General features: G+C 73.3%; 25 protein-coding genes and 1 tRNA gene. 16 read left to right on the plus strand and 10 right to left on the minus strand.

The features are described 5' to 3' along the window. Window positions 1–261 precede the first annotated feature (261 nt). The 10 genes from E8M80_RS08735 to E8M80_RS08780 all read left to right on the plus strand — a co-directional run bounded on the left by E8M80_RS08735 (window position 262) and on the right by E8M80_RS08780 (window position 8601). The gene (locus tag E8M80_RS08735; RefSeq protein WP_137125288.1) at window positions 262–759 is read left to right on the plus strand and encodes an Rrf2 family transcriptional regulator; all 498 of its coding nucleotides are present in this window, start codon (window positions 262–264) and stop codon (window positions 757–759) included. A gap of 4 nt (window positions 760–763) precedes the next feature. After that, complete coding sequence (locus tag E8M80_RS08740; RefSeq protein WP_137125289.1) at window positions 764–1861, plus strand: cysteine desulfurase family protein; 1098 nt, start codon at window positions 764–766, stop codon at window positions 1859–1861. Between the two features lie 17 nt (window positions 1862–1878). After that, window positions 1879–3066, plus strand: a complete 1188-nt coding sequence (locus E8M80_RS08745; RefSeq protein WP_137125290.1) for a cysteine desulfurase family protein — start codon at window positions 1879–1881, stop codon at window positions 3064–3066. A gap of 2 nt (window positions 3067–3068) precedes the next feature. Then, window positions 3069–3398, plus strand: coding sequence for a ferredoxin family 2Fe-2S iron-sulfur cluster binding protein (locus E8M80_RS08750; protein WP_137125291.1), 330 nt, complete (start codon window positions 3069–3071; stop codon window positions 3396–3398). A gap of 4 nt (window positions 3399–3402) precedes the next feature. Then, a complete protein-coding gene (locus E8M80_RS08755) occupies window positions 3403–4104 on the plus strand; it encodes a TenA family protein (RefSeq protein WP_137125292.1) in 702 nt (233 codons plus the stop codon). Next, complete coding sequence (gene mnmA / locus E8M80_RS08760) at window positions 4104–5207, plus strand: tRNA 2-thiouridine(34) synthase MnmA (RefSeq protein WP_137125293.1); 1104 nt, start codon at window positions 4104–4106, stop codon at window positions 5205–5207. The genes E8M80_RS08755 and mnmA overlap by 1 nt, the downstream gene beginning before the upstream one ends. 19 nt (window positions 5208–5226) lie before the next feature. Next, a tRNA-Met gene (locus E8M80_RS08765) sits at window positions 5227–5303 on the plus strand. A gap of 46 nt (window positions 5304–5349) precedes the next feature. Then, on the plus strand, window positions 5350–6060 hold the full coding sequence (locus E8M80_RS08770) for a thermonuclease family protein (protein ID WP_137125294.1): 711 nt from the start codon (window positions 5350–5352) through the stop codon (window positions 6058–6060). 79 nt (window positions 6061–6139) lie between these two features. Continuing rightward, entirely contained in the window at window positions 6140–7147 is a 1008-nt protein-coding gene (locus E8M80_RS08775; RefSeq protein WP_170979291.1) for a tripartite tricarboxylate transporter substrate binding protein, read from the plus strand. Beyond that, window positions 7144–8601 (plus strand): class I adenylate-forming enzyme family protein, encoded by a 1458-nt coding sequence (locus E8M80_RS08780; protein ID WP_137125296.1) that lies wholly within the window; start codon window positions 7144–7146, stop codon window positions 8599–8601. The genes E8M80_RS08775 and E8M80_RS08780 overlap by 4 nt, the downstream gene beginning before the upstream one ends. Before the next feature lie 244 nt (window positions 8602–8845). Here E8M80_RS08780 and E8M80_RS08785 read toward each other — a convergent pair whose 3' ends face one another. The 4 genes from E8M80_RS08785 to E8M80_RS08800 are packed head-to-tail and all read right to left on the minus strand — an operon-like array spanning window position 8846 to window position 13653. Beyond that, complete coding sequence (locus E8M80_RS08785) at window positions 8846–9412, minus strand: sugar O-acetyltransferase (RefSeq protein ID WP_137125297.1); 567 nt, start codon at window positions 9410–9412, stop codon at window positions 8846–8848. Between the two features lie 24 nt (window positions 9413–9436). Continuing rightward, window positions 9437–11146: an amidohydrolase family protein gene (locus E8M80_RS08790; RefSeq protein WP_137125298.1), complete on the minus strand. Its 1710-nt coding sequence runs from the start codon at window positions 11144–11146 to the stop codon at window positions 9437–9439. 12 nt (window positions 11147–11158) lie between these two features. Then, window positions 11159–12142 (minus strand): zinc-binding dehydrogenase, encoded by a 984-nt coding sequence (locus tag E8M80_RS08795; RefSeq protein WP_206035593.1) that lies wholly within the window; start codon window positions 12140–12142, stop codon window positions 11159–11161. A gap of 8 nt (window positions 12143–12150) precedes the next feature. Then, a complete protein-coding gene (locus tag E8M80_RS08800) occupies window positions 12151–13653 on the minus strand; it encodes an ABC transporter substrate-binding protein (protein WP_137125299.1) in 1503 nt (500 codons plus the stop codon). 194 nt (window positions 13654–13847) lie between these two features. Here E8M80_RS08800 and E8M80_RS08805 point away from each other — a divergent pair, with 194 nt between their 5' ends. Next, window positions 13848–14708, plus strand: coding sequence for a hypothetical protein (locus E8M80_RS08805; protein WP_137125300.1), 861 nt, complete (start codon window positions 13848–13850; stop codon window positions 14706–14708). A 49-nt stretch (window positions 14709–14757) separates the two neighbouring features. On the opposite strand, the gene E8M80_RS08810 is transcribed toward E8M80_RS08805, so the two are convergent. The 6 genes from E8M80_RS08810 to E8M80_RS08835 form a co-directional block, all read right to left on the minus strand. After that, window positions 14758–15243 carry a hypothetical protein gene (locus E8M80_RS08810; protein WP_137125301.1) on the minus strand — a complete coding sequence of 162 codons (486 nt, stop codon included), beginning with the start codon at window positions 15241–15243 and terminating at the stop codon, window positions 14758–14760. A gap of 113 nt (window positions 15244–15356) precedes the next feature. Beyond that, complete coding sequence (locus E8M80_RS08815) at window positions 15357–16532, minus strand: M20 aminoacylase family protein (RefSeq protein ID WP_137125302.1); 1176 nt, start codon at window positions 16530–16532, stop codon at window positions 15357–15359. 18 nt (window positions 16533–16550) lie between these two features. Next, window positions 16551–17408 carry an SDR family oxidoreductase gene (locus E8M80_RS08820; protein ID WP_137125303.1) on the minus strand — a complete coding sequence of 286 codons (858 nt, stop codon included), beginning with the start codon at window positions 17406–17408 and terminating at the stop codon, window positions 16551–16553. Then, entirely contained in the window at window positions 17405–19129 is a 1725-nt protein-coding gene (locus E8M80_RS08825) for a dihydroxy-acid dehydratase (protein WP_137125304.1), read from the minus strand. The genes E8M80_RS08820 and E8M80_RS08825 overlap by 4 nt, the downstream gene beginning before the upstream one ends. Window positions 19130–19163: 34 nt before the next feature. After that, window positions 19164–19553, minus strand: coding sequence for a VOC family protein (locus E8M80_RS08830; protein WP_137125305.1), 390 nt, complete (start codon window positions 19551–19553; stop codon window positions 19164–19166). Window positions 19554–19610: 57 nt separating this feature from the next. Continuing rightward, window positions 19611–19877 (minus strand): hypothetical protein, encoded by a 267-nt coding sequence (locus E8M80_RS08835; protein WP_137125306.1) that lies wholly within the window; start codon window positions 19875–19877, stop codon window positions 19611–19613. Window positions 19878–20025: 148 nt separating this feature from the next. On the opposite strand from E8M80_RS08835, the gene rplM reads away from it, so the two are divergent. The 5 genes from rplM to E8M80_RS08860 all read left to right on the plus strand — a co-directional run bounded on the left by rplM (window position 20026) and on the right by E8M80_RS08860 (window position 24291). Beyond that, complete coding sequence (rplM, locus tag E8M80_RS08840) at window positions 20026–20511, plus strand: 50S ribosomal protein L13 (protein ID WP_137125307.1); 486 nt, start codon at window positions 20026–20028, stop codon at window positions 20509–20511. A 4-nt stretch (window positions 20512–20515) separates the two neighbouring features. Next, complete coding sequence (gene rpsI / locus E8M80_RS08845; RefSeq protein WP_137125308.1) at window positions 20516–21001, plus strand: 30S ribosomal protein S9; 486 nt, start codon at window positions 20516–20518, stop codon at window positions 20999–21001. A 133-nt stretch (window positions 21002–21134) separates the two neighbouring features. After that, entirely contained in the window at window positions 21135–22100 is a 966-nt protein-coding gene (gene argC, locus E8M80_RS08850; RefSeq protein ID WP_137125309.1) for an N-acetyl-gamma-glutamyl-phosphate reductase, read from the plus strand. Between the two features lie 75 nt (window positions 22101–22175). Further along, on the plus strand, window positions 22176–22727 hold the full coding sequence (locus E8M80_RS08855) for a gamma carbonic anhydrase family protein (protein WP_137125310.1): 552 nt from the start codon (window positions 22176–22178) through the stop codon (window positions 22725–22727). Between the two features lie 52 nt (window positions 22728–22779). Continuing rightward, window positions 22780–24291, plus strand: coding sequence for an acyl--CoA ligase (locus tag E8M80_RS08860; RefSeq protein WP_137125311.1), 1512 nt, complete (start codon window positions 22780–22782; stop codon window positions 24289–24291). Window position 24292 lies beyond the last annotated feature (1 nt).

Genomic DNA, 24292 nt, shown 5'->3' on the forward strand with positions numbered 1-24292 from the left:
GGCCAGGGCCACGAATCAACGGGATGCAAACCTTGACCGAACCGATCCAGGAGCCATTCTCTCCACGGACACCGCCGACGAGAGAGCGACTCAACTCCTTGATATTCAAAGAGTAGATTGCCTGTGGCGCCGAGGAGGAGGTTCCCGTCTCCCCTCGACGGTCGCAGTATACGGAGGCGGCCCGCATTCGCATAACAGAATCGCCACATGACAATCATGTGTAAAACCGGGACCTGGGCTGCGAGGAGGTCGGAGTAGGCCATGCGACTGTCCACCCGCGGACGCTACGCCGTGATGGCGATGGTGGAGATGGCCGCCCGGGAACGGCAGGGCGCCGGCTGCGCGGGCGCGCGCCCGGTCACGCTCGGCGAGATCGCCGGCGCGCAGCACCTCTCGGTGGCCTACCTCGAGCAATTGTTCGCGCGGCTGCGCCGCGCGGGGCTCGTCGCCTCGGCCCGCGGCCCGGGCGGCGGCTACCGCCTGGCCCGCCCAGCCGCCGAGATCGCCATCGCCGAGGTGGTCGAGGCCGCCGACGAGCCCATCGTCGCGACCCGATGCGAGGAAGGCGGCCCCGGCTGCATCGCCGGGGATCGTTGCCTGACGCACGACCTATGGGCCGAGCTCGGCGACCAGATCCGCCTGTTCCTGCGCGGCATGACGCTGGCCGAGGTGGTGGACGGCAAGATCCTCGGCCGCGCCCAGGCGCCCGCCGGCCCGGACGAGGCTCGCGGCCGGCCGGATGCCGAGGCCGCGCAGTAGCGCCATGCCCGTGCTCGGCCTCGATGCCAACGCGACCGAGCCGCTCCGCCCCGAGGCGCGGGACGCCGTGCTGCGCGCGCTCGACCAGCCGGGCAACCCGTCCTCGGTCCATGCCGAAGGCCGCGCCGCGCGCCGGCTGCTGGAGGAGGCGCGCGCGGCGGTCGCCACCGCCTTCGGCGCAAAGCCGCAGGATATCGTCTTCACCGCCGGCGGCACCGAGGCGAACGCGCTGGCGGTGCGCGGCCTGGCGCCAGGGCGCCGCGTGCTGCTGGGCGCGACCGAGCACCCGGCCGTGCTGCGCGCCGCACCCGCGACGGCCGAGACCATCCCGGTCCTGCCCGACGGCACCGCCGACCTGGCGGCGCTGGAGGCTTTGCTCGGCGCCGGCGGCCCGGCGCTGGTCTGCCTGATGGCGGCGAACAACGAGACCGGCGTGCTGCACCCGGTCGCGGAGGCCGCCGCGCTCTGCCGCCGCCACGGCGCGCTGCTGCACGTGGACGCGGTGCAGGCGGCCGGCCGCGTGCCGCTGGCGCTGGCGGGCGCGGACAGCATCGCGCTGTCCGGCCACAAGATGGGCGGCCCCAAGGGGGCGGGGGCGCTGCTGCTGCGCCCGGGCATCGACCTCGCGCCGCTCATCGCCGGTGGCGGACAGGAACGCGGCCGGCGCGGGGGCACGGAACCGCTGCCGGCCATCGCCGGCATGGCCGCGGCGGCGCTGGCCGCGAGACCCGAGGCGGCGATACGCCTTGCCGCGCTCAGGGACGCGATCGAGGTTGGCGTCGCGGCGGCGGCACCCGAGGCGCGCTTCCCCGGCCGTGCCGCGCCGCGCCTGCCCAACACGACCTCGATCCTGCTGCCGGGCGTCGCCGCCGAGACGCAGGTGATCGCGCTCGACCTGGCGGGCGTGCGGGTTTCGGCGGGCGCCGCCTGTTCTTCGGGCAAGGTGGCGGCGAGCCACGTGCTTGCGGCGATGGGGCTGGGCGCCGAGGCCGGCGCGGCGATCCGCGTGTCCCTGCCCTGGAACGCGGCGGAGGACGCGCCGGAGCGTTTCGTCGCCGCGTGGTCCGCCATGCGCGACCGTCTCTCGCGCCGGGCCGCCTGAACGCCTATCTGGCGGTCATGAGCGCGACGAACCGCCCGATCTATCTTGACTGCCACGCGACCACGCCGGTCGACCCGCGCGTGCTCGCCGCCATGCGACCCTGGTGGGAGGAGAACTTCGCCAATCCCGGCAGCGTCGAGCACGCCATGGGCCGCGCGGCGGAGGAAGCAGTCGAGCAGGCGCGCGGATACGTGGCCGACCTGATCGGCGCCGACGCGAAGGAGATCGTGCTGACCTCCGGCGCGACCGAGGCGAACAACCTCGCCATCAAGGGCGCGGCCAGGTTCGCCGCGTCGCAGGGCACCGATCGCCGCCGCGTCGTGACCCTGGCCACCGAGCACAAATGCGTCCTGGAAAGCGTCAAGGCGCTGGAGGCCGAGGGTTTCGAGGCCGTCATCCTGCCGGTGGGCGGCAACGGCCTGCTCGACCCCGAGGTGCTGCGCGCCGCCGTCGATGATCGCACGCTGCTCGTCTCCGTCATGGCGGTGAACAACGAGATCGGCGTCATCCAGGACCTCGCCGCGATCGGCGCCGTCGCCAAGGCGGCAGGCGCGCTGTTCCACACGGATGCGGCGCAGGCCGCCGGGCGCGTGCCGCTCGATGTCGGGGAGATCCGGGCCGACCTTCTCTCCCTGTCGGGCCACAAGGTCTATGGGCCGAAGGGGATCGGCGCGCTGTTCGTCCGACGGCGGCCGCGCGTGCGCCTCGCGGCCCTGTTCTCGGGTGGCGGGCAGGAACGCGGGCTGCGCTCGGGCACGCTGCCGGCGCCGCTGGTGGTCGGCTTCGGGGAGGCCTGCCGCGTCGCCGCCATCGAGGGGATGCTCGATTCCGGACGCATCGCGGGGCAGCGCGACCGCTTCCTCGCGGCGCTGGCAGCCGCCATCCCCGGGATCGCGGTGAACGCGCCGGACGCCCCGCGCGTGAGCGGCAACCTCAATATCGCCTTCCCCGGCGGGGTCGCGGCGCAGGACATCATGGCGGCGGCGCCGGGCGTCTGCGTCTCGACCGGCTCGGCCTGTTCCTCGGCCGAGGTCGAGCCATCCTACGTGCTGCGCGCGCTGGGGCTGGACGAGGCGCGGGCGCGCGCCACCTTGCGGATCGGGATCGGACGCTTTACCTCGCCCGCCGACGCGGACCGCGCCGCCGCCATGCTGGCGGAAGCGTGGCGACGGGTGGTTTCCGGAACAAGCAGGGCGGCGGGGTAGCAATGCCGAAGATGGTGTTCGTCGAGCGCGACGGGACGCGCAAGGAAGTGGAGGCGCCGCTCGGGCTCTCGGTGCTCGAGATCGCGCACCGCCACGGCGTCGATATCGAGGGCGCCTGCGAGGGCTCGCTCGCCTGCTCCACCTGCCACGTCATCGTGGATGCCTCGTGGTTCGGCCAGCTGGCCAAGCCGACCGAGGACGAGGAGGACATGCTCGACCTCGCCTTCGACCTGCAGGAAACAAGCCGCCTCGGCTGCCAGATCATCATGACCGATGCGCTCGACGGGCTGGTGGTGAAGCTGCCCGCGGGCTCGCGCAACGCGGGCGGCTGAAGCGATGCCCGCGCCCCGCTGGGAAACCGACTTCGGTGCGCCGGGCGGGCTGTTCCGCCGCCTGCGCGAAGCCGCCTCGGACGCCTGGTCGGGCTATACGTGGCATCCCTTCGTGCAGCGCCTGTCGGACGGCACGCTGCCGATGGCGGCCTTCCGCACCTACCTGATCCAGGACTACCTGTTCCTCATCCATTTCGCGCGCGCCAAGGCGCTGGCGGTGGTCAAGGGCGAGAGCCTGGCCGCCATGCGCGACAAGGCCGCCGCCGTCCTCGCCATCCTGGACGAGACGAAGCTGCACCTGAAGTACTGCGCCGAATGGGGCCTGGCCGAGTCCGACGTCATCGCGACGCCCGAGACCGCCGAGACGGTCTCCTACACCCGCTGGGTGCTGGACCGCGGGCTGTTCGGGGACATCCTCGACCTCGAGGTCGCGCTGGCGCCCTGCACGGTCGGCTACGGGGAGGTGGCGCTGCGCATCCTGGGCGACCCGGCCCGGCGCGCGGCGGACAACACCTACCAGTCCTGGATCGACACCTACGCGGCCGATGACTACCAGGCGATGGCGCGCGCCGCGGCCAGGCGCATCGACGCGCTGGGCGTGAGCCATGGCGGGGAGGCGCGCTTCGCCCGGCTGGCGGCGGACTTCGCCGAGGCCGCGCGGCTCGAGCAGCGCTTCTGGCAGCAGGGGCTGGACGCCGCCCGCTGATGCGCATCCTGGTCGCCATGTCGGGGGGTGTCGATTCCAGCGTGGTCGCGGGCCTGCTGGCCGAGCAGGGCCACGAGGTCGTGGGCGCCACGCTCCAGCTGTATGACCACGGCGCGGCGGCGGCGAAGAGGGGCGCCTGCTGCGCCGGCCAGGACATCCACGACGCGCGCGACGTGGCCGACCGCCTCGGCATCCCGCATTACGTGCTGGACCGCGAGCAGGTGTTCCGGCGCGAGGTGATCGGCGACTTCGCCGACACCTATGCCCGTGGGGAAACCCCCGTCCCCTGCATCCGCTGCAACCAGACCGTGAAGTTCCGCGACCTGGTGGCGCTCGCCCGCGACCTCGGCTGCGCGGCGCTGGCAACCGGGCACTATGCCCGCCGCGTCGAAGGCCCGGACGGCGCCGAACTTCACCGCGCGGCCGACCCGGCGCGTGACCAGTCCTACTTCCTGGCCGCCACCACGCGCGACCAACTCGCCTTCGCGCGTTTCCCGCTGGGCGACATGCCGGACAAGGCGGCGGTGCGCGCGGTCGCGCTCAGGCTCGGCCTGGCGGTCGCGGAGAAGCCGGACAGCCAGGACATCTGTTTCGTGCCCGAGGGCCGCTACGATTCCCTGGTGGCACGGCTCCGCCCCGGGGCCGTCGCGGCCGGGGACGTGGTGCATGCCGATGGCCGCGTGCTTGGCGCGCATGGCGGCATCGCGCGTTACACGGTCGGGCAGGGCAGGGGCCTCGGCGCCGCGTCCTGGGATGGGCAGGAAAGGCTCTATGTCGCCGGCGTGGACGCGGCGCGCCGGCGCGTCGTCGTCGCGCCGCGCGGGTCGCTGGAGACGGGCACGGCCACGGTGGGCGAGGTGAACTGGCTGATCGACCCGCCGTCCGAGCCGCTGCGTTGCGCCGTCAAGCTTCGCGCGCGGGAGGCGCCGCGCGCCGCGACCGTCGCGTGGGATGCCGCGGCGGGTCTCGCGCGCGTGGCGCTGGACGCGCCCGGAATTGTCGCGCCCGGCCAGGCCTGCGTGCTGTATGATGGTGACCGCGTGATCGGCGGCGGCTTCCTGCGCGCGCCGGGATCGGTTGACAGGGTGCCTGCCGCGGCCTAACTCGCGGCCCCTGACGGATGGCGGCGTAGCTCAGCTGGTTAGAGCACGGCACTCATAATGCCGGGGTCAGCGGTTCAAGTCCGCTCGCCGCTACCATCCCCGCACCCATCCGCGATGCTGCCGCCCAACGGAACCAGAAACCGTGTGGCCGAACCGCCGCAGACTTCCCCCCGAACTGCATGACGCGCTCCGCGCCGCGCGGCGCGCAACGGGGCGCGAACGCATCCGCACCTTCGCTTGGCGCTTCCGGCGCCTCGGGCGGCGCCTCTTGGCGCTCGTCGTCGGACTGCTGGTCCTGGGCGGCATCGCCACCTGGCAGGCGGGTCCCTGGCCATCGCCCAACATCGCCGCATGGCTCGCGCCCGGGGCCTCGCAGGCGCCGCTGCCGCGGGTGATCTACGGCGAACCCTCCGCCGCCCCTTCGTCGCAGCCCGGCGCGCGCTTCACGCTGCGCGCCACCGCTGTGGACGGCGACACGCTCGCTGCGGGCGACCTCCGGCTCCGCCTCCATGCCATCGACGCGCCCGAGATGAGCCAGACATGCTCGCGCGGCGGCCGCCCCTATGCCTGCGGCGAGGAGGCGCGCCGCGCCATGGCCCGCATCCTGGGCTCGGGCCAGGTCACCTGCAGCGGCGCCGACCACGACCGCTACGGCCGACGCATCGCCCGCTGCACCAATGCCGCGGGCCTCGACATCGCCGCGGCGCTGGTCGCCGAGGGCTGGGCCATCGCCTTCCGCCGCTTCGGCGAGGACTACGTCCCGCAGGAGGAGGAGGCGCGCCGCCGCGGCCTCGGCCTCTGGGCCGGCAGCTTCGAGAGCCCCGACGAGCATCGTCGGCGGCAGCGACCGTAGACTGCGCGGCGTCGCCCGGCCGCGGACCGGCCGCAGGAATGGCATGGTTCCGACGCCGAACCACCTGTATGCCGGAAGCATGAAGGGTCTCCACGCCGCCCCCGCTGGATCCCGGCCCGGCCGTCGGACCGTCCTCGGCCTCGGCGCCGGTCTCCTCGCGCCCACGGCGCCGCGCGCGCAGCCGAGGTGGAGCCCCTCCCGCCCCGTCGTCATCACCGTGCCCTATGCGCCGGGCGGGTCCTCCGACGCGCTCGCGCGCCCGCTGGCGGACCGCCTGGCGCCGCTGCTCGGCGTCCCGGTCGTGATCGAGAACCGGCCGGGCGCGCAGACCGCCATCGCCGCCGAGGCCGTCGCCCGCGCCGCGCCGGACGGACACCGGCTGCTGTTCTCGGCCACCGCCACGCTGACCGTGAACCCGCTGACGCGCCGCGACCTGCCCTATCGCGTGGAGGATTTCGCGCCGGTCGCGCATCTCGCGACGCTGCCCTACGCCGTCGCGATCCGCACCGGCCTGCCCGCGACCATCGAGGCCTTCGTCGCGCATGTGCGCGCCAACCCGGGCCGCATCAGCATCGGCAGCAGCGGCCGCGGATCCTCCCTGCACTTGGCCGGCGCCCTGATCGCCGCGCGCCTCGGCCTCGACTGGACCGAGGTCACCTACCGCGGCGATGCACCGCAGGTGACCGACCTGATGACGGGCGCGCTCGATGTCGCGGTGCTGGGCGGGCCGCCGGCGCTGGCCGCCGAGCACACGGGCCGCGTGCGCGTGCTCGGCTGGACGGCGCCCGCGCGGCTGCCGCATCTGCCGGACCATCCGGTCTTCGCCGAGACCTGGCCCGACATCGTCTCGGTCGGCTGGTTCGGCCTGCACGCGCAGGCTGCCACGCCGCCCGAGGCCGTCGCGCGCCTGAACGCCGTCTGCGCCGAGGCGCTGCGCGCCGACCCCGCGCTGCGCGAGCGCCTGACGGCCGAAGGCGTGCTGGTGCAGGTGCCGGGCCCTCCGGCCGCCTTCGCCGCGTTCCTCGCGGGCGAGCAGCGCCGCCTCGCCCCCATCGTGGCCGGGCTGCGCGAGGCGCCCAGCCCTTGAGGCCCGACGCCGCGACCTTCCTCGGCCGGCTGCGGGCGACGGCGGCAGCCGATCCCGCACGGATCGCGGTGGCGGGCACGGGCCTGGCGCTGACCTATGGGAACCTCGCCGGGCGGATCGCGCGCATGGCCGGCTGGCTGCACCGCGCCGGGCTCGCGCCCGGGCAGATGTGCGGGCTGACGCTGCGCGACGACCTCGCGCATCTCGTGGTGGCACTCGCGCTCATGCGGCTCGGCTGCCACCAGGTGACGCTCGCGAGTCACGAGCCCGCGGCGATGCGCGCCGACATCGCGCGGCGCGCCGGCGTGGTCGCCGTGCTGGCCGATCGCGCCGAGGATGCCATGCCGGGCCTGCCCTGCCTGCTGCCCGACCACGCCGAGGCCGCCGGGGATGCCGGGCTTGCGGCCCTGGTGCCGGCCGAGCCTACGGCGCTGCCGCTGCCGCTGCTGGTGCTGACGAGCTCGGGCACCACGGGCCGGCCGAAGCTCGTGCCGCTGAGCGAACCCGGGCTGCTCGCGCAGTCGGTGCGGCGGCGCGGCCTCGGCCGCGTGCGGCACCGGCCGATCGGGCTCGAATACAACAACGGCAAGCGCTTCCCGCTGTTCGCGCTGGCCAATGGCGACACCCACGTGCTGGCCGAGGCCTCGCGCGGGATCGGCCTGGAGGCGGTTTGCCGGCGCTTCGGCGTCGCCATGCTGGGCCTCGCGCCGCACCAGGCCGAGACGCTGCTGGCCCGGGAACGCCCCGTCGCATGGCCCGCCGCCACGCGCATTGACCTGGCCGGCGCAGCGCCCGGGGACGGGCTGGTGCAGCGCCTGAAGGCGCGGCTGACGCCCGAGGTCTACGTGCTCTACGGCACCACCGAGGTCGGCTCGGTCGCCCGCGCGGGCCCGGCCGAGCATGCCGCCTGCCCCGAGGGATCGGGCCTGGTCTTCCCGACCGTCGAGGTCGCGATCGTGGACGATCGCGGCACGCCGCTGCCGCCGGGCGCGACGGGGCTGATCCGCATCCGCGCCACCGGGATGGCGGAGCGCTACCTCGACGACCCCGAGGCGACGGCGCGCGCCTTCGTGGGCGGCTGGTTCCAGCCGGGCGACATGGGCCGGCTGCTGCCCGACGGCACGCTCGTGGTCTCGGGGCGGGCGGACGACATGATGATGCTCGGCACCGTCAACATCTTCCCGGCCGAGATCGAGCGTGTCGCGGCCGCCTTCCCCGGGGTCGCGGAATGCGCGGCCTTTGCGCTGCGCAGCCCGGCGCTGGGCGACATCCCGGTGATCGCGATTGTGGCGGAGCCGGGAGCGACGCCGGACGCCGCGGCGCTGCTCGCGCATTGCCGGCAGCGGCTCGGCCTGCGCGCGCCGCGCAAGGCGGTGATGATGGCGGCGCTGCCGCGCACGCGGTCCGGGAAGGTCATGCGCCACGAACTCGCGGCGATGGCCGCACGGGGCTGATGCCGAGCGGACGAAGGTGAAGCCCTCGTGCGCGGCTTGTCGGAAACGCGATGCCGCGTTGATCCGCTGCCGGGGCGGCGATCCGGGGCGCAGGGATTCTGCGCCGCCGGCAGCGGGCGTCCCGGGATCGGCCCGGACGACGCTCGGCTCAAGGCGGCGCGCTGTCACCCGTCGCGCCCGGGCGGGTCGCCAGCCCGCAAACCGTATCCGCCCACGGCATTAGGTCAGGCCGAACCGGCCGCCATCACTCCGGCCGCGTGCGCCGCTCCCGCAGCCGCGCCGGATAGCCGACGGCGATGCGCCCCGCCGGCACGTCGTGCGTGACGATGCTGCCCGCGCCGATCACCGCGTCGTCGCCCACGGTGATGCCGGGCAGGATGATGGCTGCGGCGCCGATCCAGACATTGCGCCCGATGCGGACGGGCCTGCCGAATTCGAGCCCCTTCGCGCGTTCGGCCGCATCGCGCGGATGGTCGGCGGCCAGGATCTGCACGCCGGGGCCCACCTGCGTGCCCTCGCCGATCGAGATCTCCACCACGTCGAGGATGACGCAGTTGAAGTTCAGGAAGGCGCCGGCGCCGAGGCGGATGTTGAAGCCGTAGTCGCAGTGGAAGGGCGGGCGAATCGTGGCGCCCTCGCCGACGAAGCCGAGGCGTTCGCGCAGCAGTTCGTGCCGCAGCGCCGCCGGGCCGCCGAGCGCGGCGTTGTAGCGCGCGAGCCAGGCCTCGGTCTCGGCGAGCGCCGCCTGGATCTCGGGCGCGGCGGCGCTGTAGGGCTCGCCGGCCAGCATCTTCTCCATCTCGGTGCGCATCGGCCGGCCCCGCGCGCCGCGCCCTCAGCCCGCCGCCTGCGGCCCGCGCACGAGCCGCCCCGGCAGCGCGCCGGTCGCCTCGCCCTCCCGGTATGTGACGGCGCCGGACAGCACGGTGGCGACATACCCTTCCGCCTGCTGCACCAGCCGCTTGCCGCCCGCGGGCAGGTCGTAGCGCATCTCCGGCGCCCGCATGCGCAGCCGCGCGAAGTCGATCACGTTGAGGTCCGCCTTGAGGCCCGGAGCGATCACGCCGCGGTCGGCCAACCCCATCGCGGCGGCGTTGTCGCGGCTGATGCGCCGCACGGCCTGCTCGACCGGCAGGCGCGGTCCGCGCGCGCGGTCCCGCGCCCAGTGCACCAGCATGTGCGTCATGCAGGATGCGTCGCAGATGTAGCCGACATGCGCGCCGCCGTCGCCGAGGCCCATCAGCGTGTGCGGATGCGTCATCATCGCGCGGATCGCCTCGAGGTCGCCATCGGCGTAGTTCAGCAGCGGGCGGTTCAGGATGGCGCGGCCGTCGCGCTCCAGCATCAGGTCGTAGCAGAGCGCCTCGGCCGTCATGCCGCGCGCGGCGGCCATGGCCGCGACGGAACGCTCCGGCGGCGGCTCGTAGTCCGGCGGGTCGCCGAGCGGGAAGATCTTGTCCCAGGTGTTGAGCCGCGCCTTGAGCGCCGGGTCGTCGGTCGCCTCGGCCAGGATGCGCGCGCGCCGGGCGGGGTCGCGCAGCGCGGCCACGCGCTCGGGCAGCGGCAGGTGCGCGACCTCGCGGAAGGATGGCCGCGTCAGGAAGGGGTGCTGCGACAATTCGAAGCCGAACATGAGCCCGACCGGCCGGCCCATCACCTGGCCGAACATACGCACGCCCTCGGCGTTCGCCACCTCCACGCGGTCGAGCAGCCAGCGCCAGAAGGCGGGCTTCGATTCGCGCTGCAGCAGGGAAAAGGTGAGCGGCCGTCCGGCCGCGGCGGCGACGCGCCTGAGGCGGGCGAATTCCTCCTCCGCCGGGTCGTCGAAGTCGGAGATCACCTGCAGCCAGCCGCTGCCATGCGCGCGCAGCGTGCGGGCCAGCGCCTCCAACTCCGCTTCCGGCGCGCCGAGGGTCGGGATGTGACGCCCGTCCAGCGTCCGGTGCGCCAGCGCGCGGGAGGTGGAGATGCCGACGGCGCCGGCGGCCAGGCCCTCGGCGGCGAGGCGCGCCATCTCCGCGCATTCCTCGGGCGTCGCCTCGGCATGCGCTTCCGCGCGCTCGCCCATCACGTGCACGCGCAGCGGCGCATGCGTCACCATGGCGGCGATGTCGGTGTCGAAGCGGCGCGTGGCGAGGAAATCCATGTAGTCGGGGAAGGATTCCCAGGTCCACGGGAGGCCCTCGGTCAGCACGACCTCGGGCAGGTCCTCGACGCCCTCCATGAGCTTCACCAGCATGTCGCGCCGGTCCGGCCGGCAGGGCGCGAATCCCACGCCGCAATTGCCGATCAGCGCGGTGGTCACGCCGTTGATCGAGGAGGAGAGGAGTTGCGAACTCCAGGTCGCCTGTGCGTCGTAATGCGTGTGGATGTCGACGAAGCCGGGCGTGACGAGCAGGCCCTTCGCGTCGATCTCCTCCGCGCCGCGGCCGGCCACGCGCCCGACCTCGGCGATGCGCCCGGCGGCGATGGCGACATCCGCCTCGAAGGCGGGCGCGCCAGTGCCGTCCACCACCGTGCCGCCGCGGATCACCAGGTCATGCATGGCGTGCCTTCCTCAGATGCTGAGCGCGATCTTCCCGAAATGGCGGTTGGCCTTCATGTGGGCCAGTGCCTCCACCGCGTCCTCCAGCGGGAAGACCTTGTCGATCGGGATGCCGAAGCGTCCCTCCTGCACCGCGCCCCAGAGGTCGCGCCGCATCGCCGCGTATTCGGCGCGGATCTCGTCGCGCGAGCGCGTGCGGTGCGTGACGCCGATATAGGCGATGCGCCGGTTGGCATGCAGGTCGAAGTCGAATTCCGCGCGCGCGCCGCCGAGCCGCCCGACATTCACGATCCGCCCCATGATGGCCGTCGCGCGCATCGCCGCGCTGACCAGCGCGCCGCTGATCTGGTCCACCACCACATTCGCGCCGCGCCCGCCGGTCGCCGCCAGCACCGCGTCCACCCAGGCGGGGTCGCTGGTGTCCAGCGCGACATCGGCGCCGAATTCGGCCAGCCGCGCGCGGCGCCCCGCATCGGTCGAGGTGCCGACCACGACCGCGGCGCCGAGGAACTTCGCAATCTGCAGCGCCATCAACCCGACGCCCGAGGACGCGCCGAGGATCATAACCGCATCCCCCTCAGCCATCCGCCCGTTCGTCACCAGCGCGTCGTGCATGGTGCCGAGCGCGACCGGCAGCGCCGCGGCCTGTTCCCACGACATGTTGCGGTCCGGCACCGGCAGCACGCGGCCCATGTCGGCCACCGCGTATTCCGCATAGCCCCCGGCGCCCGAGCAGGTGACGCGGTCGCCCGGCTTCACGCCGGCAACACCGGGCCCGACGGCCGCGACCTCGCCTGCGAAGTCGAGGCCGAGGATCGTCCCGGCGCCGCCCATCGCGCCATGCGCATGCCCCGCCGCGACGCCGAGGTCCGCGCGGTTCAGCGTGGCCGCGCGCACCCGCACCAGCACCTGCTCCGGCCCGGGGGAGGGGCGCGGCGCCGCCTGCACCTTCACCCCCTCGGCCGTCACCACCGCCGCGCGCATCGTCTCCGTCATCGTCGTTCCTATCCCCTGGCGCCCCTGAGGCCCTGCACACGGATGAGGCCGTCCGGCACCGGGCGCAACCCCTCGATCGCCGCGCCGGTGCCGTGCAGCACGCGCGGATGCCAGAGGTAGATGTAGGGCCGGTCCGCGAGATACAGCCGCGCCGCGCGGTCGTAGGCGGCGGCGCGCGTCGCAGGATCGACGCTCTGCCGCGCCTCGATCAGCGCGGCATCCACGTCCCGGTTGCAGTAGCGCCCGCCGTTCAGCGGCACGCCGCAGGCCTTGAAGCCGTAGATGTTGGCATCGAGGTCGACGCGCCCGGACCACTGGATGATCAGCGCCTCGAAGTCGCCCGCGGTCCATTGGCGGAGCAGCGTCGCCGTCTCGATCACCTGCAGTTCGATGTCGAAGCCGGCCTCGGCGGCCATGGCCTGGATCACCTCGGAGGCCTGCAGGTAGTCGGTGGTGTTCGGCACCGAGAGGCGGAAGCGCACGCGCTCGTGCCCCGCCTCGCGCAGCAGCGCGCGGGCGCGCGCCACGTCGCGCGGCGGCACCGGCACCGACGCCGCGTAGAACGGGTGCCCCGGCGGCACCGACTGGTTGCCCGGCGTCCAGAGGCCCTCGAAGGCCACGTTGACCAGTGCGCGGCGGTCGATGCTGCGCTCGAAGGCTTCGCGCACGCGCGGGTCGCGGCCGAGCGGCCCCTCGGCGCGCGCGCCGTTCGCCAGGTTGATCGCGATGTAGAAGGAGGCCAGCGAGGGCGCCTCGATCAGCCGCACGCGGCGGTCGCGGCGCATCTCCGGCACGTCGGATGGGCTGATGCGCTCGATGATGTCGATCGCCCCGGCACGCAGGTTCGCCAGCCGCACCGTCGCGTCGGGGATCGGCCGGTAGGTGATGCGCGCGGCGTGGATATTCGCGCGGTCCCAGTAATCGTCGAAGCGTTCGAGTTCCATCGCGTCCTGCGGCACGCGGCGCACCAGGCGGAAGGGGCCGGCGCAGGCGGGCGCGCGCTGGAACTCGGCGCCCGTCACCTGCGCCTGGCGGGGCGAGACCAGCATCCCGGCGCGGTCGGCGAGCGCCGCCAGCAGCGGCGCGAAAGGTTCCGTCAGCCGGATCGTCACTTCGAGCGGCCCGGTCGCGACGACGTCCCGCACCGGTCCCATCTCGGCCCGGCGGGTCGAGCCCTGGGTCTCGATGTGGCGGCGCAGTCCGATGGCGGCGGCCTCGCCGGTCAGCGCCTCCCCATCGTGGAATCGCACGCCGTCGCGGAGCGTCAGCACGAGCGCGCGGCCGCCATCCTCCCACCGCCAGGCTGTGGCGAGCTGCGGCACGATCTCGAGACGCTCATTGATGTCGACCAGCTTGTCGCACATCGCGGCGAAGACCTGGCGGCCCGCGACGGTGCGCGACAGCGTCGGGTCGAGCACGTCGGGGTCCGACGTCAGGCCGATGCGGAGATGCTGCGCGGCGGCAGGCATCGCGAGGCAGGTGAGGAACAGCAGGACGGCAAGGCGGCGCATGGCGGAAGGTTCCCGGATCGGTTTGGTGCGCCCGAGGCCCGTGCCCGCCCCGTTTCCGGGCGATCGGTCGTGCATCCGGCGACATGAAGTCCAGAGCAGCCTCGGCCTTGCCGGCATTGCGCTGGTCGGTCGCACGCCGGCTGGCCAGGCCCTATTGTTCCGCCCAACGCATCGATGGCGCAAGGGAGGCACCGATGGTGGCGACCAGGACCTGGCCGGGCCCCTTTCGTGTGCGCGCCGGCGCCCTGCTTTTGCTCGTGGCCGCCTGCGCGGCGCCCACGCCGCCGCTGCCGGCAGCCGGCACGGCGGAGGCCGCCCGACTGCGCGCGGCCATGCTGGCCGAGGTGCCACGCGCTGCCGTGCCACCGGAGGCGCTCGCACAGCGCTGGATCGCGCTCGCCCGCGCGGCGCTCGCGGTCGAGGGCCTACGCCCGGGGCCGGCGGAGCTTGCGCTGCTGGTCGACCGCGCACCCGCCGTGCAGCGCGTCGCGCTCCTGCTCATGCGCGCGGAGGGGCCGTGGGAGGTGCTCGCCGCCGCGCCGGCCAGCACCGGCCGGAGCGGCCGCCGCGGCTACTTCCTGACGCCGACCGGCGTCTTCGTCCATGATGGCGGCATCCCCGGCTATCGCGCCCTCGGCACGCCGAACGCGCAGGGCATACGCGGGCTCGGGGCGGCGGGAATGCGCGTCTGGGATTTCGGCTGGCGCCACGCGCCACGGGGCTGGACCGGAGACGGCAGCGAGGCCCCGATCCGGTTCCTGCTGCACGCGACCGATCCCGACGTGCTGGAGCCGCGGCTCGGCTCGCCGGACTCGCAGGGCTGCGCCAGGATCGGCGGGGCGATGAACCGCTTCCTGGACCGCAACGGCGTGCTGGACGCGGACCTCGAGCCACGCGCGGCGACCGACCCGCGCGTCGGCGCGCTGCTCGGCCCGGGGCGCACGCCGACGACGCTCGCCGGGCGGATGTTGATCGTGGTGGACAGCGATGCACCCGGGATTGCGTCGGCGCGCGCCTCGCAGCCCGGGGCGGGGGGCGGCGCCTGCGCGGCGTGAGGCAGTGCCGGCGCAGCTGCCCGGGCCGCGTTCCGGCCGCCGCCGGGCGTCAGGCTGCGCTGTGCCGCGTCAGCCAGATCCGCGTCCGGTGGCAGGCGATCAGCAGCAGCGAAAATGCGGCATAGAGCACGCTGAGCCCGTTTACCCCGCCCGACAGGACCAGGAGGCCGAGGCTGCCCGCGACGCTCAGCACGAGCGCGAGGTGCAGGAGATGGTCGAAGGCCCCGAGGGCGAGCCGCCGCAGCATCGGCGGAATGCCGAGCGGCGTCGCCAGCGCGGCCCCGAAGGTCAGCGCGAAGACGCCGAGGATGATGGCAAGGCTGCCCTTGCAGCCGACCAGTGCGACGAGCAGCGCGAACTCCCGCGCGAGGCCGCTGCCGTCGAAGGCATGGCGCAGCACGAGGAACAGCGCGGCGAGGCCGACCGCGGCGGTGACGGCGGCGCGCGCCGGCTCGTCCTCCGGCCTCGTGTCGCCCTCGGCGACCGGGCGCGGCAGGAGGGGCCAGAAATCGATGTCGGGGCGGGGCAGGGGCATCGGGGGGCTCCGGTCCGAAGGAAAACGATCCATGAAATTGTGCACGAAGCGGTTGCCATTCGCTTAATCACAAAGCCCGGCGCGGCGCCCCCGCCCGCGTCGGGCTGTCGTGCTCAGCGCGGCAGCAGCCGCTCCGCCAGCGTCGCCCACCATGATGCGCCGATCGGCAGGATCTCGTCGTTGAAGTCGTAGCGCGGGTGGTGGACGTTGGCATCGTCCGGCCCCCGGCCGCCGCCCAGCATCAGGTAGGCGCCGTCCTTCTTCTCCAGCATGAACGAGAAATCCTCGCCTCCCATGGTGGGCTTGGGCATGTGGATCACGCGCACTTCCCCCTGCACGGCGCGGGCGGCGTCGGCGGCAAGGTCGGTGCTCGCGGCCTCGTTCACCGTGGCGGGGTAGAGGCGGATGAACTTCGCCTCGGCCGTCGCGCCGAAGGCGGCCGCGATGCCGGCGACGGTCTCGAGGAACCGCTTCTCGAGCAGGTCGCCCACCTCCTTCGCGAACCAGCGCGCGGTGCCGAGCATCGTCACGGTCTGCGGGATGACGTTGTAGGTGAAGCCGCCGTTGATGTGGCCGATGGTGACGACGCCCGCATCCACGGGCTCGACGTTGCGGGCCACGATGGATTGCAGCGCCTGCACCATGGCGGCGGCGACGACGATCGGGTCGTTGCCGTTGTGCGGCATGGCGCCATGCGCGCCCTTGCCGGTGATGGTGACTTCCAGGTTGGCGACGGCGGCCATGACTGGCCCGTGGCGCCAGGCGAAGGTGCCGGCCGGCAGGCCCGGCCAGTTGTGCAGGCCGAAGACACGCTCCATCGGGAAGCGCTCGAACAGGCCCTCCTTCACCATCACCTCGCCGCCACCGAAATTCTCCTCGGCCGGCTGGAAGATGACGTGGACGGTGCCGTCGAAGTTGCGCGTCTCGGCCAGGTACTTCGCGGCGCCGAGCAGCATGGTGGTGTGCCCGTCATGGCCGCAGGCGTGCATCTTGCCGGGCGCCTTGGACGCATAGGGGACGCCCGTATCCTCGAGGATCGGCAGCGCGTCCATGTCGGCGCGCAGCCCGATGGCGCGGCCGGACCCCGCGCCGTTGCCGCGGATGACGCCGACCACGCCGGTCTTGGCGATGCCCGTATGGACTTCGTCGCAGCCGAACTCGCGCAGCTTCGCCGCGACGATGCCGGCGGTGCGGACCTCCTCGAAGGCGAGTTCTGGGTGTTCGTGGAAGTCCCGCCGCCAGGCGGTCATCTCCGCGTGGAACTCGGCGATACGATTATGAACGGGCATGGATCGGCTCCGGTCGTTTCATACGGAGGTTTGCGGCGCGGCGAAGATGAGGGCAAGGCCCCGGCCGAGCGGGATGGGCTCGACGCCCAGGATCCGGCGCATCGGGCCGATGTCGAAAGCCTTGTCCTCGGTCAGGCGGCGGATCTCGTCGGCGCCGATGCGCGGCAGCCCGGGGATCAGCCGCGCCAGCGGCGCCAGCAGCCGGAGCGGCAGCGCCGGCACCGGCAGCACGGGCGGCGCGCGCAGCCCCGCCGCGGCGGCCACGGCGCGCAGGAAGTCGCGGTAGGGCATGGCGGCGGGCCCGGCGATGACGATCGCCTCCGCCCCCGCCCAGTCGTGGCGGAGCGCGGCCAGCAGGGCGCACGTGACGTCTCCCTGGTGGATCGGCTGCACCAGCGCGCGCCCGCCGCCGGGCAGCGGCGCCGCGGGCAGGCGCGCCAGCAGCGCGGCCAGGCGGCGGACATTGTCCTCGCCTTCTGCGCCGTAGATCATGGTCGGGTGCAGCATGACGCCGCGGCGGCCGGAAGCGAGGAACGCGGCCTCCCCCGCGCGCACGCCGTCGCCATGCGCATCCGGCCAGCGGGAGAAGCGCCGCGTCGAGCCCATCAGGACAAAGGAGGCGCCAGGCTCGGCCGCTGCCAGCAGCGCCGGCGTCCAGCGCGCATGGGCGGTGCTGACGACGCGCTCCGCCCCCGCCAGCGCCTGGCGCAGCGCCGCCGCGTCGCGCAGGTCCGCGACCCTGGCCGCGCCCGGCAGGCCGATCGCGGCCCATTTCGCGGCATCCCGCACCACCGGAACGAAGGGCATCCCGGCCCCGGCCAGCGCGCGCGCCAGCGCCGCGCCGGAGCGCCCCGCCGCGCCGACCAGCGCGATCAAGGGGCGGCGCGGAGGAAGGCGAGGTCCGCGCCGAGCGGCGCCTGCGTCACCTGGTCGTGCACCAGGCGGTCCCAGCCGCGGGCGGGCGGGGGCGCGGGGTTCCAGGCGGCGCGGCGGGCGGCGAGCACCGCCTCCTCCACCAGCAGGTCGAGCGTGCGGTCCTTCACCGAAAGCCGGATGCGGTCGCCCGTTTCCACGAACTGCAAGGGACCGCCCACCGCGGCCTCGGGCGCGATGTGCAGCACGATGGTGCCGAAGGCGGTGCCGGACATGCGGCAGTCGCTCATGCGCACCATGTCCTTGACGCCCTGGCGCGCGAGCTTCTTCGGGATGGGCAGGTAGCCCGCTTCCGGCATGCCGGCCGGGCTTCGTGGCCCGGCGCCCTTCAGCACCAGGATGCCCTGCGGCGTGACGTCGAGGTCCGGATCGTCGATGCGGGCAGACAGGTCGGCCAGGCCGTCGAAGACGATGCAGCGCGCCTCCGTCTCGAACAGCGCGGGCGTCGCGGCGCTGCGCTTCAGGATGGCGCCGTCGGGTGCCAGCGAGCCGAACAGCGCGACGAGGCCGCCGACCGGGGAGACCGGCTCGGCGCGCGCGCGGATGATGCGGCGGTCGACGAAATGCGACCCGTCCCCGATGCGATCCGCGAGCGAGACGCCGTCGAGGTCCTTCGCCGTCAGGTCGAGCAGGTCGCGCAATTCCCACAGCAGCGCGCGCATGCCGCCGGCGGCGTGGAAATCCTCCATGTAGCCCTCGCCGGTGGGCTTGAGGTCGACCAGCACGGGCGTCGTCTCGCTCAGCGCATCGAGGCGCTTGAGGTCGAGGTCGAGCCCCGCCCGCCCGGCGATCGCGGCCAGGTGCACGATGGCGTTGGTCGACCCGCCGAGCGACAGCAGCACGCGCACCGCGTTGTCGAGGTTGCCCTGCGTCATGAGCGACAGCGGCGCGACGGGATTGCGGATCAGCCGCACGGCCTGCGCGCCCGCTTCCTCGGCGATGCGCAGGCGATCGGCATGGACCGCCGGCGCCGACGCCGCATCGAGCGGCATGAAGCCGAGCGTCGCGGCAAGGCAGGCCATGGTGGAAGCCGTGCCCATCACGCCGCAGGTGCCGGCGGTGGTCGCCAGCTTGCCCTCCAGCGTCGCGATCTTCTCGTCGGTGACGTCGCCGGCGCGGTAGCGCGCCCAGTAGCGGCGGCAATCGGTGCAGGCGGACAGGCGCTCGCCCTCGAAGGCCTGGGCCAGCATGGGGCCGACCACGAGCATGACGGAGGGAGTGCCGGCGCTGATCGCGGCCATGAGCTGCGCGGGGACGGTCTTGTCGCAGCCGCCCACCAGCACGGCGGCGTCCATCGGCTGGTTCGCCAGCATCGTCTCGGTGTCGAGCGCCATCAGGTTGCGGTAGTGCATCGAGCACGGGCTGAGCGAGGGCTCGCAGATGCTGATGGTCGGGAAGGCCAGCGGCAGCCCGCCGGCGGCGAGCACGCCGCGCTTCACGGCCTCGATCAGCTCGGGGATGGTGCGGTGGCAGTTGTTGTAGTCGCTCGCCGTGTCGGCGATGCCGACGACCGGCTTGTCCAGCATCGCCTGCGAATAGCCCATCGACTTGGCGAAGGAGCGGCGCAGATAGAGCGCGAAGGCCGGATCGCCATAGTTCGATGCGTTGCGGCCGAGGCCGTATGGGGCCTTGCCCCGCCCAAAGTCGTCAGGCTTGTCTGTCATGCGCGTCCTCCGCCCCGCCGCGGAGGCCGACCGCCTATTCCGGGCGGTGGCAGACGCAGCAGAGCTTGTTGCCGTCGGGGTCGCGCACATAAGCACCGTAGTAGTGCTCGTGGTAGTGGCGCAGCCCCGGCGCCCCTTCATCCGTGCCGCCATTCGCCAGTGCCGCGGCGTGGAACCGGTCGACCGTCGCGCGGTCCGCCGTCTCGAAGCCGATGGTGACGCCGTTGCCGACGGTCGCGGCCTTCCGGTCGAGCGGCGTGGTCACCCAGAACTGCGGCGTGACGTCAGGCGCGGCGGCATAGCCGGCATAGCCGCGGTCCATGTCGCTGTCCTGCCGCGCCAGGCCCAGCACGGCGAGGACGGGGTCGTAGAAGGCGACGGCGCGCGGCGTGTCGTTGGTGCCGAGGGTGACGTGGCTGTACATCGCGATGACCGTCCTGCGGGGCGGCGCGAAGCTACCGCCCAGCGCTTCCCGGCGGGATCAATTCGGCTCGAGCCCGGCGCGGCATGTCAGGTCGCGGTGCAGCGGCGTTTCGCGGATGATGCTCTTGCCCGGCGGCACCTCCCCCATCGTCGCCGGAGCAAGACCGTGGCCGGTGATGAAATCGATGGTCTGGGCGCTGAGAAGACCTCGGTCAGCGCGGCGCCGGCACTCCGGCACCGGCGCCGGCGTGCCCTTCGGCGCCAGCGCGGAATGCCAGCCGCCCCAGCTGTGGTCCGCGAAGCCGCGCTCGATGCTGGCCGGCACCTCGGGCAGTTGGGCGGCCGCTGCAACGGGGGATCGCGCGGGTATACGGTAAGATGTTACCGTCTCCGAGAAACCCTTCCCTGCCTTGACTTTCCCGGCCCGCGCGTCGATAAGCCGCGCAAGTTCAACGCCTGACCCTGGAACACCGATGCTCACGCGACAGACCACTTCGCTGAAGCCGGCGGACGTCAAGAAGGCCTGGGTGCTGATCGATGCGGACGGGCTCGTGCTCGGCCGCCTCGCCAGCCTCGTCGCCAACCGGCTCCGCGGCAAGCACAAGGCGCAGTTCACGCCCCACGTGGATTGCGGCGACCACGTCGTCATCGTCAACGCCCGCAAGGTGCGCGTCACCGGCGCGAAGGCCGAGCAGAAGGTGTTCTACTGGCACACCGGCTACCCGGGCGGCATCAAGCAGCGCACCGTGCGGGAACGCCTCGACAGCAAGTACCCCGAGCGGGTCATCGAGAAGGCGGTCGAGCGCATGATCACGCGCGGCCCCCTCGGCCGGGCGCAGATGCGCAACCTGCATGTCTATGCCGGTGCCGAGCACCCGCATGCCGGCCAGCAGCCGGAGGCGCTCGACGTCGCGGGCCTGAACCGCAAGAACACCGTGCTCGTGAAGAAGGTGGCCTGATCCGATGAGCGAGACCCGTACGCTTGCGGACCTGAAGGAGATCGTCGCCGGCACGCCGGCGGCGCCCGAGGCCGCCATCAAGCGCGAGCCGAAGCGCGACGCCCAGGGCCGCGCCTATGCCACCGGCCGGCGCAAGGACGCGGTGGCCCGTGTGTGGGTGAAGCCCGGCAAGGGCCAGATCCTGATCAACGACAAGCCGGCCGCGCGCTATTTCGCCCGCCCCGTGCTGCGCATGCTGATCACCCAGCCCTTCCTTGTGGCCGACCGCTACCAGCAGTTCGACGTGAACTGCACGGTCGTCGGCGGCGGGCTGTCGGGCCAGGCCGGCGCGGTGCGCCACGGCATCAGCCGCGCGCTCACGAACTACGAGCCGGAACTGCGCGCCATCCTGAAGAAGGCCGGCTTCCTGACCCGCGACCCCCGCGTCGTCGAGCGCAAGAAGTACGGCAAGGCGAAGGCGCGACGCTCCTTCCAGTTCTCGAAGCGCTGAGGCCCGGCGGACGGGCCTCGCGCCCGGCCGCATGGCTGGTTCGATCGGGGGGCGGGTCCGCAGGGGCCCGCCCCCCTTGCTTTTCGTGCCCCAGATCGCCGCAATGCGTGCGGCAGAACCGAGGTCCAGGACCATGGCCAAGACCCCCAAGGTGTTCATCGACGGCGAAGCCGGCACCACCGGCCTGCAGATCCGCGAGCGGCTCGCCGCCAACCCGAATGTCGCGATCCGCTCGATCGACGCCGAGCGCCGCAAGGACCCCGAGGCGCGCCGCGCCCTCATGGCCGAGGTGGACCTGGTCATCCTCTGCCTGCCCGACGACGCAGCGAAGGAAAGCGCCGCGATGGCGGCCTCGCTCGGCGACATGGCGCCCAAGCTGCTCGACGCCTCCACCGCCCATCGCGTCGACCCGGACTGGGTCTACGGGCTGGCGGAACTGACCCCGGACCAGCCGGCGGCGATCGCGGAGGCGCGGCGCGTCTCCAACCCCGGCTGCTACCCGACGGGCGCGATCCTGCTGCTCCGCCCGCTGGTCGATGCGGGGCTGATGCCGCCGGACTTCCCGGTCACGGTGAACGCGGTCTCGGGCTATTCGGGCGGCGGCAAGGCCATGATCGCGGCCTATGAGGGGCGCCATGCGCCGGATTTCGAACTGTACGGCCTCGGCCTCGGCCACAAGCACGTGCCGGAACTCCAGAAATATGCCGGCCTGACGCGCCGGCCCATCTTCGTGCCCGCCGTCGCCGACTATGCGCAGGGGATGATCGATTCCATCCCGCTGCATCTCGACATGCTGAAGGGCACGCCGAAGCCGGCCGACCTCGAGGCGGTGCTCGCCGCGCGCTACGCGGGCAGCGAGGTCGTCCGCGTCGTCCCCGCCGAGCCCGGCGGCAAGCTGGAGCCCCAGGCGCTGAACGGCACCAACGGCATCGAGCTGCGCGTGCATGGCAGCGCGGCGCTCGGCCAGGCGGTGCTGACCGCGCGCTTCGACAACCTCGGGAAGGGTGCCTCGGGCGCCGCGGTGCAGAACCTCGGCCTGATGCTGGGCATCCCGGTCAATGCCGACCTGCCGGCCGCCCGGCCGCAGGCGGCCGAGTGAACGCCCGGGCGGGGCAGCCTTCCGCGGCCCCGCCCACCGGCGCATCCTGCGCCCCCAATACCGGGAGGACCCGACATGGACACGAACCAGACCCTGACCCTGCCGCCGCTCTATGTCTTCGAGGGCCATCGCCCGGTCATGCACCCCGACGCCTTCGTGGCGCCGACGGCGGCCGTGATCGGCCAGGTGACGGTCGGGGAGGGGTCCAACATCTGGTACCACTGCGTCCTGCGCGGCGACACGAACACCATCACCATCGGCCGGCGCACGAACATCCAGGACGGCACCATCGTGCACGTCAATGCTGGCCGGCAATGCACGACGATCGGGGATGACGTGACGGTCGGCCATGCGGCGATCATCCACGCCTGCACGCTGATGGACCGCGCCTTCGTCGGCATGGGCGCGACCGTGCTGGACGACGCCGTGATCGAGGCGGGCGGCGTGCTCGCCGCGGGGTCCGTGCTGCCGCCGGGCAAGCGCATCGCTGCGCTCGAACTCTGGATGGGCAACCCCGCCAAGCTGGTGCGCGTGCTGACCGAGGAGCAGCGCGCCGGCTTCGACCGCACCGCGCCGCACTATGTCGAGCTGGCCGGGCGGCACCGGCGGTCCCTGTCGGGGGGCTGACGCCGGGGCCGGCCGCGCGCATCATCCGCCCGACACGGCACGGGGGGTGCGCATGACCGAGACGATTTCCCGCCTTCTCGCGGGCGGCGCGGCCGATGCCGCCGCCATCCGCGGCACCAACGAGCGTCCCTGGCTGACCTATGGCGCGCTGCGGGACCTCTGCGGCAGGACCGTGAAGCGACTGAACGGGCTCGGCATCGGGCGCGGCGACCGTGTCGCAATCGTCCTGCCGAACGGGCCCGAGATGGCGGCCGCCTTCCTCGCGATCGGCGCCGGCGCCGTGACGGCGCCGCTCAACCCCGCCTACCGGGCCGAGGAATTCACCTTCTACCTGACCGACCTCCGCGCGAAGGCGCTGGTCGTGCTGCACGGCATGGCGACCGATGCGCGGGAGGTGGCGGCGCGCCTGTCGATCCCCGTGCTCGACCTGGTGCCCGGGGAGGCCGCCGGCGACTTCACGCTGGAGGGCGGCACCCACGGCAATGCGGCCAAGCCTGGCCTCGCCTGGCCGGAGGACGAGGCGCTGGTGCTGCACACATCCGGCACCACGGCGCGCCCCAAGATCGTGCCGCTGACCCAGGCCAACATCTGCGCCTCGGCGCGCAACATCGGCCGCACGCTGGAACTGGCACCCGACGACGCCTGCCTCAACATCATGCCGCTGTTCCACATCCACGGGCTGATGGCCGCGGTGCTCGCCTCGGTCGCGGCGGGCGGCGCGGTCGTCTGCACGCAGGGCTTCGACGCGCTTCGCTTCTTCCGCTGGCTGGACGAGGAACGGCCGACCTGGTTCACCGCCGTGCCGACCATGCACCAGGCGATCCTGGGGCGCGCCGAGCGAAATGCCGACGTCATCGCGCGCGCGCGGCTGCGCTTCCTGCGCTCCTCCTCCGCCTCCCTGCCCGGGCCGGTGATGCAGCAGATGGAGCGGGTCTTCGGCGCGCCGCTGGTCGAGAGCTACGGCATGACGGAAGCTTCCCACCAGATGTGCTCGAACCCGCTGGAGGGGCCGCGCAAGCCCGGCTCGGTCGGCCTGCCGGCGGGGCCCGAGGTTGCCGTCATGGACGATGACGGCCGGCTGCTGCCCCAGGGCGAGATCGGGGAGGTCGTGATCCGCGGCCCCAACGTGACCGCGGGCTACGAGGCAAACCCCGAAGCGAACGCCAAGGCCTACACGCAGGGCTGGTTCCGCACCGGCGACCAGGGCGCCTTCGACGCCGACGGCTTCCTGACGCTGACCGGGCGGCTCAAGGAACTGATCAACCGGGGCGGCGAGAAGGTGAGCCCGCTCGAGGTCGACGGCGTGCTTTCGGGCCACCCTGCCGTGGCGCAGGCGCTGACTTTCGCCATCCCGCACGCCAAGCTCGGCGAGGAGGTGGGCGCCGCCGTCGTCCTGCGCGACGGGATGGCGTGCACCGAGCGCGACCTGCGCGACTTCGCCGCGCAGCACCTGGCCGACTTCAAGGTGCCGCGGAAAGTCGTCTTCCTGGCCGAGATCCCGAAGGGCGCGACGGGCAAGCTCATGCGGATCGGGCTGGCGGACAAGCTCGGGCTGAGCCTCTGAC

It is taken from the genome of Roseomonas sp. HF4, from assembly GCF_005222755.1.
In the GTDB taxonomy this organism is placed as follows: domain Bacteria; phylum Pseudomonadota; class Alphaproteobacteria; order Acetobacterales; family Acetobacteraceae; genus Neoroseomonas.

What these genes read in the sequence shown, in the direction of transcription:
- E8M80_RS08735 (WP_137125288.1), top strand. Translation starts at nt 262, where the DNA reads ATGCGACTGTCCACCCGCGGACGCTACGCCGTGATGGCGATGGTGGAG.
- E8M80_RS08860 (WP_137125311.1), top strand. Translation starts at nt 22,780, where the DNA reads ATGACCGAGACGATTTCCCGCCTTCTCGCGGGCGGCGCGGCCGATGCC.
- E8M80_RS08755 (WP_137125292.1), top strand. Translation starts at nt 3,403, where the DNA reads ATGCCCGCGCCCCGCTGGGAAACCGACTTCGGTGCGCCGGGCGGGCTG.
- rplM (WP_137125307.1), top strand. Translation starts at nt 20,026, where the DNA reads ATGCTCACGCGACAGACCACTTCGCTGAAGCCGGCGGACGTCAAGAAG.
- E8M80_RS08800 (WP_137125299.1), bottom strand. Translation starts at nt 13,653, where the DNA reads ATGCGCCGCCTTGCCGTCCTGCTGTTCCTCACCTGCCTCGCGATGCCT.
- E8M80_RS08825 (WP_137125304.1), bottom strand. Translation starts at nt 19,129, where the DNA reads ATGACAGACAAGCCTGACGACTTTGGGCGGGGCAAGGCCCCATACGGC.
- E8M80_RS08805 (WP_137125300.1), top strand. Translation starts at nt 13,848, where the DNA reads ATGGTGGCGACCAGGACCTGGCCGGGCCCCTTTCGTGTGCGCGCCGGC.
- E8M80_RS08740 (WP_137125289.1), top strand. Translation starts at nt 764, where the DNA reads ATGCCCGTGCTCGGCCTCGATGCCAACGCGACCGAGCCGCTCCGCCCC.
- E8M80_RS08750 (WP_137125291.1), top strand. Translation starts at nt 3,069, where the DNA reads ATGCCGAAGATGGTGTTCGTCGAGCGCGACGGGACGCGCAAGGAAGTG.
- E8M80_RS08745 (WP_137125290.1), top strand. Translation starts at nt 1,879, where the DNA reads ATGAGCGCGACGAACCGCCCGATCTATCTTGACTGCCACGCGACCACG.
- E8M80_RS08855 (WP_137125310.1), top strand. Translation starts at nt 22,176, where the DNA reads ATGGACACGAACCAGACCCTGACCCTGCCGCCGCTCTATGTCTTCGAG.
- E8M80_RS08785 (WP_137125297.1), bottom strand. Translation starts at nt 9,412, where the DNA reads ATGCGCACCGAGATGGAGAAGATGCTGGCCGGCGAGCCCTACAGCGCC.
- E8M80_RS08775 (WP_170979291.1), top strand. Translation starts at nt 6,140, where the DNA reads ATGAAGGGTCTCCACGCCGCCCCCGCTGGATCCCGGCCCGGCCGTCGG.
- rpsI (WP_137125308.1), top strand. Translation starts at nt 20,516, where the DNA reads ATGAGCGAGACCCGTACGCTTGCGGACCTGAAGGAGATCGTCGCCGGC.
- E8M80_RS08810 (WP_137125301.1), bottom strand. Translation starts at nt 15,243, where the DNA reads ATGCCCCTGCCCCGCCCCGACATCGATTTCTGGCCCCTCCTGCCGCGC.
- E8M80_RS08795 (WP_206035593.1), bottom strand. Translation starts at nt 12,142, where the DNA reads ATGACGGAGACGATGCGCGCGGCGGTGGTGACGGCCGAGGGGGTGAAG.
- E8M80_RS08815 (WP_137125302.1), bottom strand. Translation starts at nt 16,532, where the DNA reads ATGCCCGTTCATAATCGTATCGCCGAGTTCCACGCGGAGATGACCGCC.
- E8M80_RS08790 (WP_137125298.1), bottom strand. Translation starts at nt 11,146, where the DNA reads ATGCATGACCTGGTGATCCGCGGCGGCACGGTGGTGGACGGCACTGGC.
- E8M80_RS08830 (WP_137125305.1), bottom strand. Translation starts at nt 19,553, where the DNA reads ATGTACAGCCACGTCACCCTCGGCACCAACGACACGCCGCGCGCCGTC.
- mnmA (WP_137125293.1), top strand. Translation starts at nt 4,104, where the DNA reads ATGCGCATCCTGGTCGCCATGTCGGGGGGTGTCGATTCCAGCGTGGTC.
- argC (WP_137125309.1), top strand. Translation starts at nt 21,135, where the DNA reads ATGGCCAAGACCCCCAAGGTGTTCATCGACGGCGAAGCCGGCACCACC.